The following is a 12357-nucleotide window of genomic DNA, read 5'->3' as shown; positions in this document are numbered from 1 at the left end:
GCGCGGGTCATCCCCGCGTGTGCGGGGAACGCTTGGCATCTACGCGAACGGATCGACATTCACTCGGGTCATCCCCGCGTGTGCGGGGAACGCGCGTTCGGGGCGTGTGCCTCGATAACCTGCGTCGGGTCATCCCCGCGTGTGCGGGGAACGCTCGCGCGGCTCGACGTTCGAACGCCGCAGTCTCGGGTCATCCCCGCGTGTGCGGGGAACGCAGCCACGAGAGCCAGGAGGACGGCCCCGTCCGCGGGTCATCCCCGCGTGTGCGGGGAACGCCGTCCGACCGCCTGTTTCAGGCGGTCGAGGCCCGGGTCATCCCCGCGTGTGCGGGGAACGCGCCGAAGTCAACGGCCGGCCTGTGCGTGTGGACGGGTCATCCCCGCGTGTGCGGGGAACGCGTGCCCTACGGCTACTCGGTTTTCGAGGTCGTCGGGTCATCCCCGCGTGTGCGGGGAACGCTTGTTCTTCGAGACTGGCCGATTTAACAAGAACGGGTCATCCCCGCGTGTGCGGGGAACGCAAGGGCGTCGTCGCCAACGCGTCCGGCTCGACCGGGTCATCCCCGCGTGTGCGGGGAACGCGCGATATCCTGGACGATGAGGGCGATGTCGTCCGGGTCATCCCCGCGTGTGCGGGGAACGCCACCATCCGCAGGACGGCACGGGCGACGTGTTCGGGTCATCCCCGCGTGTGCGGGGAACGCATGAGCCAGACGACGAACCTTGCCCTGCCCTACGGGTCATCCCCGCGTGTGCGGGGAACGCTTTGCGGGCATCTTTCCCGTCGTCGAGCACGACGGGTCATCCCCGCGTGTGCGGGGAACGCTAGGATGCTAAGAACTCTGCCGAACACGAAGGCGGGTCATCCCCGCGTGTGCGGGGAACGCCGTAGCTGCGCGGGACGCGATACGCGCGATCTCGGGTCATCCCCGCGTGTGCGGGGAACGCATGAGCGGGCTGGAGCTTCGCTGCCTGTCCCACGGGTCATCCCCGCGTGTGCGGGGAACGCATCGAGACCTGGGCGGGGCGCGAGGGCGCGGTCGGGTCATCCCCGCGTGTGCGGGGAACGCTGGCGCAGGCCGCGAACGCCGGGCGATCTGACCGGGTCATCCCCGCGTGTGCGGGGAACGCAGCTCCAGGACGTCGCCCTCGCGCGCAGTCACCGGGTCATCCCCGCGTGTGCGGGGAACGCCTTCTCCTTCTGACCTCGGGCGGGCCCATGCCCGGGTCATCCCCGCGTGTGCGGGGAACGCGACTGGGGCGCGCCACTCGGCCCCGGCGACAGCGGGTCATCCCCGCGTGTGCGGGGAACGCCCGTTCACCTCCCAGGTCAGCGGCGTGGTGGTCGGGTCATCCCCGCGTGTGCGGGGAACGCCACCATCCGCAGGATGGCAGCGGGGACGTGCTCCGGGTCATCCCCGCGTGTGCGGGGAACGCGGCATCCCCGAGGCGACAGGCGGCGGAAAGGACGGGTCATCCCCGCGTGTGCGGGGAACGCTCTTCCTGCAAACGCTTGTACTACCGGGCCTATTCCGTTGTCAAAGAGCTTACCGGGGATCCGGCCGGTTCGCGGGCCCCGAGGCGGCGGGCCCGCGCCGCGACCGACAAACGCGCGCTGTTGCGCGCATCGCGTCGAGACCGATCGGCGAAGGGTCTACCGCTTCCCGCGAGGGGCGGAGTTTGCGAGACTCGGGTGATCTGCCGGAAGAAAGCGAACCAGCTTCAGTCCGTCGTAGTCCACCGGCATTCGCCGGTTCGTCCCCACTGTGGCGAAGTCAAAGCCCTGATCGGTCGGCGCGGCCCATACCATCACGGCATCGCCCTGATCGATCCAGGCGCAGACCTGGTCCCAGATCCGCTCGCGCACACGCGCAGAGTAGTCGCCTACATAGACCCCCGCCCGCACCTCGAGCAGCCAGACGCCCAGCCGGCCGCGCAGACGCGGCGGCGCGTTGGTCACCGTCACCACCATCAACGTCATGGTCCCTCCTGCGGATCGGCGAAGGCGGGGCCGGCCGCCTCGGGCGGCGCCGGGGGGCGGGGCAGCTCGCCTGCGCTCAAGACCTCCTCGATCTGGGGAATGATCTTCTCGAGCAGCCGCGAGCGGCGAAAGGCGTCGCGGCATGCATGGCGCACCGCGCGCTCGACCGGCATGTCCAGCCGCCCCTTCTGCGCCTGCCCCGCGATTCGAAACGCCTCGGGCACGACGGTCTGGAGCTTCCACAGATCGGCGATGTCATAGACGAAGGACAGCGCCTTGCCGGTATGGAGGAAGCCTATGGCCGGGGAATAGCCCGCCGCCAGCACCGCCGCCTCGCACAGGCCATGCAGGCAGGCCGTCGCGGCCGACAGACACCGGTTCGGCAGATCCGCCGCGTCCCAGTCGCCGGGGTCATAGGCGCGGCGGCGCCACTCGACCCCATGCTGCCGCGCCAGCAGGGCATAGGTTTCGCGCACGCGCACGCCCTCGATCCCGCGCAGCTGATCGACGGAGCGGCGCTGCGGCGCGGGCTCGCCAAAGCGGATCTCATACATCTTGCGCACCACCCGCAGCCTTGCAGAATCGTCCAGCGCGATCTGCGCCTGCCACAACAGTTTGTCGGCGCGCTCTCCTCCCGGCCGTCCGGCGGAATACAGCCGCACCGCCCCCTCGCCGACCCAGGTCAGCAGCGTGCCCGCCTGCGCGGCAAGGGCCGCTGCGCGGTGACTGACGCGCGTGCCGGGCTCGAGCAACAGGCAGGCGATACCGCCCACCGGGATGACGGTGCGAACGCCGCCCTCGTCCACGGCGACGAAGCAGCCATCCTCGACATCCAGCTGCGCGCGTTCAACGAAGACCAGGCTGGCCCGCTCCTTCAGCGGGATCGGGCGCGGCGGGGGCAGTCCGGGCATCCGGGGCATCGCACCGCCCTCGATCAAGCCCGACGGATCAGCATCAGCCCGCATCCAAAGGCCTTGGCGCGGCCGAAACCCTGGCGCAGGCGCGCCAGAAAGGCCTGCGCGTCGGTGATCTCGAGCACGCCTTCCAGGTCCAGCACGCCAAAGCGGGGCCGGCGCCTGCCCTGTCCTGGCAGATCGCGCACGTCATAGGCGCCGACATGGCAGTCGAGCACCCGAAAGCCAGCGCGCGCGCCCTGCCCAGCCAGCCAGTCTGCGCCCGCCTTCTGGGCGATCTCCATCCGCCGCGCGGCGCGCTCGGGCCTTGGCACGGCCTTCAGCGCGTCCATCACCACATCGACGCGCCCTGCGCCCTTGCGCGCGCGCGTGGCGTTGGCGCGCAAGACGAAGGCCAACCTATCGCCCGGAGACAATTCGGGGGCGAAGGGCTTGACCTCGGGCGACTCGAACAAGGCCGAGGCAGCCGGCGGGCGCGGCGACAGCACCATGAACTGGCTCCGCCCCATGTCGCGCCACAGGAAATCGCGAGAAGCCGCCGGGTCGCCGGCGAAGGCAGACCAGATCAGCCGATGATGCGCATCCATCCGCCGGCCTTCATGCGCAGGCTCGAGCAGCGGCCCCAGCGCCGCCACGTCTGGTTTTCGGTCAAGCGTCAAGCGTGACAGATACATCAAGCGGCATCCTCATCGCGGTCTTCGTCGGCGCTTTCCAACTCCGGTTCGGTAGGCGCGCGGCGTTCGACGACGCCCTCGCGCCCCATCGCACGCGCCGCCAGCGCGGCCAGCTTTTCTTCCCGGTCGGCGATGAAGCCTTCGAAATCGTCCCTGCGCAGGAAGTCAGGCTCAATCAGGTGACTGCGCAGAATTTCGTCCAGCTGCGCGGGGCTCAGGCCGTGATCGCGTTCGATCCGCGCCAGGTATTCCGACGGGGCCGCACCCCCGATCGCCCGGTTCGACGCCGCCGTCAGCGGCGTCTTGTTCAGGATCGAATCGTATTCCTCGCGCCGGAACCCCTTCTTGGCGCACCAGGCGCGGGGAAAGATGTGGTGCAAATCCATCGGGTCATTGCCGAAGGTCGAGATCTCGGCCGTCTGCCCAGTGATGAAGTCACGGCATCCTTCGCGCATCAGCAGCGCCGAGAACGCCCGGTAGGCTGCCGAGAGGCGCACGCGCAGCGTATGCAGCCGGTCGCGGTTGAAGGTCAGAAGCCGCATCCTCTCTGGCTCGGGCCCGCCCGCCAGCCAGCGGGCGACCTCTTCGGCGTCGCGAGCCAGCTTGAATTCGGGGCTTGTGCCGTAATCCTCGGCCAGCGAGGTGCGCCAGAACCACAGCGCCAGCTTCTCCTTGGCCGCCGCGCTCTGGGCCGCCTTGCCCGCGATCGCGATGATCGCGGCCAGCGCCACCAGCTGGGCCGGATAGGGCAAATCGCGAGACCACAGAATACGCTGTGAATTCAGGAATTTGCCCGCCTCTCGAAAGCCGTCCTCGACGGCGCCGGCATGGGCGCGGAAATCGGCAAGCCGCATCGCCAGCAGCGCGTCGCGCCGGGCGCTGACCTGCGGCAGCCGCGCCCGGGCGTCGGGGTCGTCGCTGGCGATCCGCGCCTCTTCGGCGCGCCGGCGCGCATGGGTGATGGACAGCGACACGGCCTGCAGGAAGTCTAAGCCACGCAGGTCGTCGAAGACACGGTTCTCCTGCCCCGCCAGATGCGGGCCGCGAGCGATGCGGGCATGGCGGGCTTCCCAGTCGCGCCGCAGATCCAGCGGGTCCTCGCTGCCCGCGAAGATCGCGGTGACCAGCTCGAACGCGTCCAGCTTCTTGCCGCCGACATTGACCTTTTCGAAGACCAGACAGACCGCCTCGCGGCTGGTGTCGCGCGACAGGCGGATGACCGGCATCTGGTAGCTTTGCAGGGGCTGGATGAGCTGGGTCATCAGGCGGTTGGCGCGCTGACCGCGATCCTCGCCCCGGTCGGTCCAGAACTGCTGGTATTTCCACAGCCATTCCATCAGCGTCCCCTGGTCGAAGACGATCTTCAGCGGCAGGCATTCTTCCTCGAATTCCCGCTCGCGGGATGACAGGTCGCGTTCGATCCCTCCGAACCGGCCCCGCAGAAGGCGGTCGCGCGGCACGCCGATGATGGCGGATTCCAGGTCCTCGCCCGACTCCATCGCCCGCGGAACGTCCAGGTAGTAATAGCGCTCGAGGTGAATCCGTTCGCTTTGCGGCTTGCGCACGCGCATGGGCAGGGTGCCGGTCAGCGCGCCGTAGAGCGAGGTGATCCGCTGCTGGCCGTCCAGCAGCAGCTCGTCGGGCATGGGGCGGGCGGGTCCCTCCCCCGCCGCCTTGCGCTCGGCCTCAACCCCCTCCAGCAGGCGCGGCTTGAAGTTCACCTCGCCGCCCGCACCCAGCGTCAGCAGCGCCCCCACGGGATAGCCCCGGGCGATCGAGGCGATCAGGCTGCGCACATCGTCGTCGCCCCAGACATAGGAGCGCTGGAAATCCGGCAGTTGCAGCTTGCCCTGATGGGCGTCGTTCAACAGGTCGCGCAGAAAGCGCGGGTTGGTTTCAAAGGTCATGTTGCCACCTGTGCCGTGATCTCGACGCTGCGGGTTTCGACCGCGCGCGGGGCGAAATGCCACTTGCGCCGGTCCAGCGGCGCGTCGTGGCGGGTCTGGAGCTGCGTTACGGAACGTTCGGGGCCGAACAGGCCGCGATCGGAATGCAGGATGCGCGCCGTCCGGTCGGCCTCGGGCCACCAGGGCGGCAGGCGCAGCTGCGCAAGGGCCTCGACCGGGTCGGCGGCCGCGACGATCCGGGGGTCCAGCGGCGCGTTCAGCGGACAGGCCTTGCGCCCCAGGTAGAGGTGAAAGGCGGGCCGTTCCAGCGCGCGGGCGAGCGCCGCAAGCCCCGCGCCCGCCACGGCCACCCCGAAAACCATGTCGGTGCGGTAGTCGCGCAGCGTGATCGTGGTGTTGACTCCCCGCCCCGCCGCGAGCAAGGCCTCGGGCCGCGATTGCGGGCGGCGGACGGCCGCAGTGGGCACGGTCTGCACCGTGTGATAGTCGCGCATCACGTCGCCGGCGCCAAAGCTTGCCACCGCCAGGCGCAGCGCGTCCAGCGCGGCAAAGTCGCCGTCGCGGCCGATCCCCTGCGCCGCCGCCAGCAGCCCCAGGATGGCCGAGCGCCCCGGCCAGGTCCAGGACCCGCGCCGTTCATGCCCCGCCACGTCGCCGAAACTGGCCAGGCTGGCCGAGAGGGTGAAGATCAGGAATTCATGCATCTTCGCGCTCGGGCAGGGTCTGGACGGCATCGGCCGCGAAGCGGGCGATCGCATCCAGGCTGCCCTTGCCTTCGTGCATGTGCATCTCCTCGACCGCCTCGGCCATGGCGCCATAGGCGGCGTCGATCTTGGCGGCCATGTCGCGCAGGGCCTCGACCGAGGCGCCCAGAACCCCGTTCGGGTGGTTGGTGCGCAGATCGACCGGCTTGAAGAAGGCGCCCGACAGGTCGCGCGGCTGGCGGCCGCCGCGTTCGACACGGATGTAATGGGCGAGGGGATGATGGGCAAAGCTGTTCTGCTTGCCGCGCGGCGTGGCTGTGGCCAGCGCACGGGCCAGCGCCTCGATTCCCTTGGCCGCCAGCGCCCGGTCGCCGCCGAGATTGTCCACCAGCAGGTCCACGTTGACGCAGGCGTAAAGGTAATAGACGCCCGAGCCGAAGCCCGCCTCGCCGATATGGCCGGCGCCGGAATCCTCCTCGCGGCTCTTGAGATCGTCGACGGCGGAATACCAGTCGTCCTCGGCCATCGCGCGGTGGGTGGTGAAGGCATGGGATACCTGCACCGCAGCCTCGCGGTTGTAGTCAGGATCGTCGGCCAGCATCCGGCCGAACATGGCGATGTCCACAGCGCCGTCGGCATGTCGCAGGACCATCTTCTTGATGTCCTTGTCCGCGATCTTCTCGCCCGCGGCCAGACGGTCGGCAAGGTCATGCGCGGCCTGCCATTCCTCGGGCGAAACAAAGGCCAGCGTGGTGGTCAGCGGCGGCTTTCCGTCCTTTTCGGCCTCGAGCTTCGAAAAGACCTTGGCCACGGTCTGGGCAGCTTCGCGCGCGGTCTCGGGCGCGGCGCCGTTGGCAATCAGTCTCTCCTCGACCTTCTCGGCGATACGCTTGGTGCGGGCGCCGCGATGGCCGGCAAGATCCTGCAGGAAATACGCCGTCTCTCGCACCGCCCGCTTGATCGATTGCGAGGACAAGCGCAGCCGCGGATGGCCGCCGACCAGGGCCTGCTTGGGGCGTCCCTGGTCGTCGCGGTTGGGGTTCGATGGCGGATAGGGCGTCAGCAGGTGGAACTGAACAAAGGTCGTCATTGGGCAATCTCCCCGGAAGTTTCCTGCGTGCCGGGCGCTGGCGCCGCGAAATAGTCGAAGATCCAGCGTCGGCGGGCGGCTTCGCCCCATTGTGGGTGGTCCCAGACCAGAAGGTCAGCGGCCAGCCGCGCGACGTCGCAGCGCCGGTCGGCCATGACGATGGCGCGGCGCAGCGCGGTTGAGAATTCCTCGCCTTCGGCGCGCATCAGGCGCTGAAAGCGCAGATGCGACATGACTGGCTCGGGTCCGCCAAGGCGTCGGGCAAGACTGTGGCCGTCACTCTCGCGCAGCTCGGCCAATGCCCAGACAAGACGAAGAAGCGTGTCGGCCTGCCCTTCCCCAAGGCCCAGATCGCGCGCCAGCGCCTGCACCTGCGGTTCGGCCAGCGCGGCCAGCGCATGGGCCCGGCGCAGGCGGGCGGACAACCCCCGTGCCGCGCCGCTGTCGCGATTGGCCAGACGCTCGCGCCACCAGGCTGCGGCCCTTTCGCCGCGTGTGGGCTGCTTGCCGGATTCGGTTTCGCTCATCCGCGCCTCCGTTTCTGTTCGGGCGGGGTCAGACCAAGGGCGCGCCACGCTCCCTGCCCCGTCTTTCCATGGCCCGCAAGCGTCGCGGACAGGTTGCGCCGTGCCTGCACGATGGCCTGCTGGCCACGAATGTCGCGCTCGGCCAGGCCCGGCAGAGCATGGGAATCAAAGAGTAGCAGCGCCGCCCGCCCAAGGTCGTCCAGCCAGCCGCGCGCCACCGCATCGGGGTCGGAGTTGACAGCTGCCAACTCGGCCAGCCGCGCCTCGAAGGCGCCCTGCGTGCGGGAAAAGAAATCCTCTCGGGCGGCCTCGCGGGCCTCGCCCTCGGCCAAGAGCGGCGCAAGCGCGGCGCGCAGAGCCGAGGCGATCTGCTCGGCCGCCTCGACCAGCCCCTCAACCCGCTCGGCCAGCTCGTCGGACAGGTCCAGGAGCGGCGCGCGCGAGAAGATGAAGTCGCGCGGCTTCATGTTGTCCATCGACCAGCCCGCCACGATGACCTCGGCATGGGCCGGACTGCGCTCATGCCAGCTTTCCACCACGGCGGCACGTCGCGCGGTATCGTCCTCGGACGCCTTTCGGGCGACCACGCCCAGCCAGTTGCGATAGCCGAACAGACCGGCGCGGGGATGCACGGGCAACAGATCGGCGCCCGGCTTGACCCGGTAATGCGGCGTCAAGGGATGCTCCCAGCCGGCATAGTTGGCGCCATAGGGGCGCTGGACGACGCCCGTGACCGCGCCCCGTTCGCCGACAAGGCGCAGGCGGCGGGGCATGCCGAAGAACGCCTCGGCCGGGTGGGCGTCCTGCGGAAAAACCTGCTGGCCCTTCTCGGATGTCCGCGTGGGGCGCATCCACGGCAGAACTTCCGGCGTGGCGGGCGTGCCATCGGGCACATTGGCCCAGATCAGCGACCACAGCCCCCGCCCCGGATCGACCAGCGTGACCATCGGCCCACCGCCGCGCATCGAAGTGCGGTTGCCCGCCCCGCCCGAGGGCGCATGGGCCTGCAGCGTATAGAGCGCGATCGCCGCCAGCGCGGGCTCCAGCGCGAGATAACGACCCCGTTTGACCATCAGGTCGGCATTGTTGCGGATCGTCTGTTCGCCCGCGCTGTCGATGAACAGCATGTCGGGCGGTTTGGGGGCCTTCGCGCCGCGCTCGAACGGCTCGAGATCCTGACAGAAACGCGGACCGTCGCCCATCAGCTCGAAGGCCCGAGCGAAGGGCGCAAGACGTTCGCACAGGCGATCGGGGTCGGGCGCGCAGCGGTCGCGCCAATCGTCGGCATCGCGCGGCGGATCGGCAAGGAAGACGAGCCCGATCAAGAGCTCCAGACAGGCGATGTTCAGATCGGGGCGGGGCCAGTCCAGGAAGGCCAGATCGTCATCGGCCATCTGCCAGGGCGCGATCGCCGCGCGGCCGCCATCCTTGCGGCGAACCGGAATCCAGGCATCGTTGACAAGGTTGAGCATCAAATCACCAAAAACAACCACAGCCCGAGGCTCGGCGCCTCGGGCGAAATGTCAAGTGAACATGAGGCCGGCATCTTCTTCGTAACCAAGCCCCTCGCAGATTTCGCCATTCTCGGCCACCGTCACGAAGCTGCGCGTGCCGACCAGCCAATCCGGCAGAGCTACGGGCGGCGCGCTTTCGGGCAGGGCCAGCTTCGACAGGCGAGCCTCGCTGGCCGAAACTTCAGAGAGCTGACAGCTGTCGACCGACCACGCGCCGCCCGACCAGGGCGCGCCGTCGGGCCGCATCAGAACCAGAATTCGCTGAGGCTGGCCGAGCCGGGTGGGATAGTCGGCATCTCCGGCCCCGCTCGCGCCGGCGCGATAGCCCTTGTCCCACTCGATCCGGTTCTGGAAAGCATGGGCCTTGGCCGCGCCGGATCGCCCCTCGGCGCGCAACTCGGCACGCTCGAGCGACGCGGGGACGGGGGCGTCGCCATGCGCGGCCTCGATCAGCGCCCGCAGCGCCTCGGGCGCGCGGATCTCGCCGGCACGGAAAAGAACGCTCGCGCTGCGCCAAAGGGTGGCCAGATCATAGACATGGGCGCCGCCGCCCAGAAGGTCGCGCGCCCAGCCAGGGCCTTCCACATGGACGGGATCGGGGGACAGGACATGCAGCGCAGGACGCGCGACCGCGCGCGCCGCAGCCGGCCGCCGATCCATATGTCGCCAGAGCCGCCCGGCGCGCTGGATCAGGGCGGCCATTGGGGCCAGATCGCTGATCATCACATCGAAATCAAGGTCCAGCGAAGATTCCACGACCTGGGTCGCCACAAGAACCCGACCGGGACGCGCCGCGCGATCCTTGCCGAACGCGGACAGGATGGCGGCCTCGTGCCGCTTGCGATCGCACAGCGCGAAACGGGCATGCAGAAGGTCGGCCGGAACTCCTCGCTCGCGCAGGGCTTTCACCGCCTCGATGGCTTCATCCACCGCGTTTCGGACCCACACGGCCGCGGCGCCCTCGCGAGCCGCGGACTCCAACAGACCGAGCGCACGCTCCGGCGCGTCAAGGCGTTCGACCTTCAACGCGCCGCGCGCCAAGCCCGCGGGGGCCACCGGGCGTGGGGCGGCGCCCGAGACCGTCAACGCCGGATAGCCGGGCTCATCAAGATCGGGGCGGGCGCCGCCGCCAAAAGCAGCGAACAACCTCGATCGCAAATCGCGCGGAACCGTCGCGGACATCAAGATGGCCGAACCGCCCAAAGCCGCATGCAGCCGCAAAAGCGTCTCCAGCAGGACGCCCATATATGGGTCGCCCATCTCGTGCACCTCGTCTACGATCAAGATCTTGTTGGAAAGCCCATATTGGCGCAGGGTCGCATGCCGCGCCCTGACCGCCGCCAGCAAAGCCTGGTCGATCGTGCCGATGCCGACATTGGCCAGGAGCGCTCTGCGACGCGAATCCCGCAACCACTCCGTTGGGCCGGCTTCATCCTGCATCCGCTCGGGCGAGAGGACGAGGTCCCGATACTCTTTCGTCAGGCCCGCGCGGCCATGCGCAAGCGTCAAGGTCGGAGCCGAGGCGAACATCCTCGGCAGGATCGGCCTCAGCCGACGGAACATCGAGTCGGCGGTCGCCATGGTTGGCAACGCCACGTAAAGCCCTCGCCCCTTGCCCGCCAGCAGCATCCTTTGAGCCAGGACCATCGCGGCCTCGGTCTTTCCCGAGCCCGTTTCGTCCTCGATGAAAGCCAGCATCGGCCCCGAGGGCAGCTCTGCCTCGGCGCAGGCCGCCTGCATCGGGCGAAAACTGAAATCGAAAAGCCGGGTCCTTGAAGGCGAAGGCGTCGCGACCCCCGACGCCGCAACGGCGCGCCGCGCCCGCTCACGCGCAGAGTCGAGATATGCTTGCGCGTCCGCGCATGGCGGGCAGGACGGAAACCAAAGGGCGTTCGAGCCGATCCAGTCGGCGGCGGTCAAAAGCCCGTTCAGCCTCCAGGAAAGCGGCCGCGCTTTCGCCGTGGCATCAAGATCGACAAGCGAAGCGTCGGGCCATAGGCCCAGAAAGATCTCGATCGCTGCCCCGGCGGCCTCAAGCGCCTCCTCCCCCGCCGCGTCAATCATCCTCTTCCACTCTCCGCCCGGACCGGTGTTCGAGCGGTTCATCGACAGAATCCTTTGCGACGGGCGCCCATGATGCCCCGCCGCTGCGGCGTAAAGCTCGCGTCGCGCGCCCTCGCTCCCGCCAAGCGCTTCGCCAATTCGTCCGTCGTGATAAAACAGGAAGGCTTCCGTTATCTCCCAGTGGCGAAAGGCCTGAGGACGCCGGTCACGCAGCATGGCGCGAAAGCTGTCGGAAATCTTGCCCAGGTCATGAAGCGCGGAAAGAAGGACCAACGCCTTCTTCACCCCCTCCGCGATGCGCAAGGGTTCGGCGAGCCGTTCGCAGACGGCCGCCACGTCCAGCATATGCAAGACGGCCGGATGCTCTCGCCCGGACGCGTCCGCGCTCTTGCCCGGCCAATGGAGACACAACGCTCCGAAGGTTGATCCTGCCACCATTTTCACCGGACGCCTAGGATGCGGACCCATAATGTCTGACCCATAGCCGAGCGCAAGCCATGATCATGGCGGCGAGGCAGGTGGACACCCGCAAGAACTGACCTGCTCCCCTTAGAGTCCGCGTTTCAGCGTTAGCTCTGTTCAGGGTTTGGTCCTCTCTTGACCGTTTGTGATACTCCCGCGGGGTGAGCCCGTCGAGGCTCGAATGGGGGCGGTGATGGTTGTAGTCGTCGCGCCAAGGGTACTGTACCGTGATGTCTGGAAATTCGCTTTGGGCTGGGGCCTTGAGCCCCTGCTGGGGCATGCCCCAGCAGGGGCTGCCCATCCTGGTATTCCATGGAGTTGCCGAACGACCATGGAGAAGCGCGAATGGACAGACGGAAGGATACGGCGGTTGAGGCGGTCTTGGAACAGCTGATCGAGCACGGCCCTGGCGAGATCGCCTCGGTGTTCGCCCGGGCCTTTGAGCTGGCGATGCAGATCGAGCGCGAACGATTTCTCGGTGCGGCGCACTACGAGCGTACGCCCGAGCGCCGGGGCTATGC

At 68.7% G+C, this 12357-nt stretch carries 9 protein-coding genes, 1 pseudogene and 1 CRISPR repeat array; all 10 genes and pseudogenes read right to left on the bottom strand.

The genetic code is table 11. The features are described from left to right. Nucleotides 1–3: 3 nt before the first annotated feature. Nucleotides 4–1497: direct repeats of the CRISPR family, unit length 29 nt; unit sequence CGGGTCATCCCCGCGTGTGCGGGGAACGC. A gap of 156 nt (nt 1498–1653) precedes the next feature. After that, entirely contained in the window at nt 1654–1980 is a 327-nt protein-coding gene (cas2e, locus tag BMW67_RS14850; protein WP_072748497.1) for a type I-E CRISPR-associated endoribonuclease Cas2e, read from the bottom strand. After that, a complete protein-coding gene (gene cas1e / locus BMW67_RS14845; RefSeq protein WP_072748496.1) occupies nt 1977–2900 on the bottom strand; it encodes a type I-E CRISPR-associated endonuclease Cas1e in 924 nt (307 codons plus the stop codon). Before cas1e ends, cas2e begins: the two co-directional genes overlap by 4 nt. A gap of 14 nt (nt 2901–2914) precedes the next feature. Next, nucleotides 2915–3568 carry a type I-E CRISPR-associated protein Cas6/Cse3/CasE gene (gene cas6e, locus BMW67_RS14840; protein ID WP_083581644.1) on the bottom strand — a complete coding sequence of 218 codons (654 nt, stop codon included), beginning with the start codon at nt 3566–3568 and terminating at the stop codon, nt 2915–2917. Then, a complete protein-coding gene (locus BMW67_RS14835; protein WP_072748494.1) occupies nt 3568–5475 on the bottom strand; it encodes a DUF262 domain-containing protein in 1908 nt (635 codons plus the stop codon). The genes cas6e and BMW67_RS14835 overlap by 1 nt, the downstream gene beginning before the upstream one ends. Next, nucleotides 5472–6179 carry a type I-E CRISPR-associated protein Cas5/CasD gene (cas5e, locus tag BMW67_RS14830; RefSeq protein WP_072748493.1) on the bottom strand — a complete coding sequence of 236 codons (708 nt, stop codon included), beginning with the start codon at nt 6177–6179 and terminating at the stop codon, nt 5472–5474. The genes BMW67_RS14835 and cas5e overlap by 4 nt, the downstream gene beginning before the upstream one ends. Continuing rightward, nucleotides 6172–7269 (bottom strand): type I-E CRISPR-associated protein Cas7/Cse4/CasC, encoded by a 1098-nt coding sequence (gene cas7e / locus BMW67_RS14825; protein WP_072748492.1) that lies wholly within the window; start codon nt 7267–7269, stop codon nt 6172–6174. The genes cas5e and cas7e overlap by 8 nt, the downstream gene beginning before the upstream one ends. Next, nucleotides 7266–7796 (bottom strand): type I-E CRISPR-associated protein Cse2/CasB, encoded by a 531-nt coding sequence (gene casB / locus BMW67_RS14820; protein WP_072748491.1) that lies wholly within the window; start codon nt 7794–7796, stop codon nt 7266–7268. The genes cas7e and casB overlap by 4 nt, the downstream gene beginning before the upstream one ends. Continuing rightward, complete coding sequence (gene casA / locus BMW67_RS14815; protein WP_072748490.1) at nt 7793–9268, bottom strand: type I-E CRISPR-associated protein Cse1/CasA; 1476 nt, start codon at nt 9266–9268, stop codon at nt 7793–7795. Before casA ends, casB begins: the two co-directional genes overlap by 4 nt. A gap of 51 nt (nt 9269–9319) precedes the next feature. Continuing rightward, nucleotides 9320–11812, bottom strand: a complete 2493-nt coding sequence (gene cas3 / locus BMW67_RS14810; protein WP_177174522.1) for a CRISPR-associated helicase Cas3' — start codon at nt 11810–11812, stop codon at nt 9320–9322. Between the two features lie 130 nt (nt 11813–11942). Next, nucleotides 11943–12050, bottom strand: a pseudogene (locus tag BMW67_RS15280) (integrase core domain-containing protein); the annotation flags it as partial. Nucleotides 12051–12357 lie beyond the last annotated feature (307 nt).

This window comes from Oceanicella actignis (genome assembly GCF_900111545.1).
Lineage (GTDB): Bacteria > Pseudomonadota > Alphaproteobacteria > Rhodobacterales > Rhodobacteraceae > Oceanicella > Oceanicella actignis.
Note: the sequence above shows the minus strand (reverse complement) of the source record. Positions and strands in the feature narration are given on the sequence as shown.

Excerpts from the sequence above, each read along its gene's own strand:
- cas7e (WP_072748492.1), bottom strand. The coding sequence starts at position 7,269 with ATGACGACCTTTGTTCAGTTCCACCTGCTGACGCCCTATCCGCCATCG.
- casB (WP_072748491.1), bottom strand. The coding sequence starts at position 7,796 with ATGAGCGAAACCGAATCCGGCAAGCAGCCCACACGCGGCGAAAGGGCC.
- BMW67_RS14835 (WP_072748494.1), bottom strand. The coding sequence starts at position 5,475 with ATGACCTTTGAAACCAACCCGCGCTTTCTGCGCGACCTGTTGAACGAC.
- cas5e (WP_072748493.1), bottom strand. The coding sequence starts at position 6,179 with ATGCATGAATTCCTGATCTTCACCCTCTCGGCCAGCCTGGCCAGTTTC.
- cas3 (WP_177174522.1), bottom strand. The coding sequence starts at position 11,812 with ATGGTGGCAGGATCAACCTTCGGAGCGTTGTGTCTCCATTGGCCGGGC.
- casA (WP_072748490.1), bottom strand. The coding sequence starts at position 9,268 with ATGCTCAACCTTGTCAACGATGCCTGGATTCCGGTTCGCCGCAAGGAT.
- cas6e (WP_083581644.1), bottom strand. The coding sequence starts at position 3,568 with ATGTATCTGTCACGCTTGACGCTTGACCGAAAACCAGACGTGGCGGCG.
- cas1e (WP_072748496.1), bottom strand. The coding sequence starts at position 2,900 with ATGCCCCGGATGCCCGGACTGCCCCCGCCGCGCCCGATCCCGCTGAAG.
- cas2e (WP_072748497.1), bottom strand. The coding sequence starts at position 1,980 with ATGACGTTGATGGTGGTGACGGTGACCAACGCGCCGCCGCGTCTGCGC.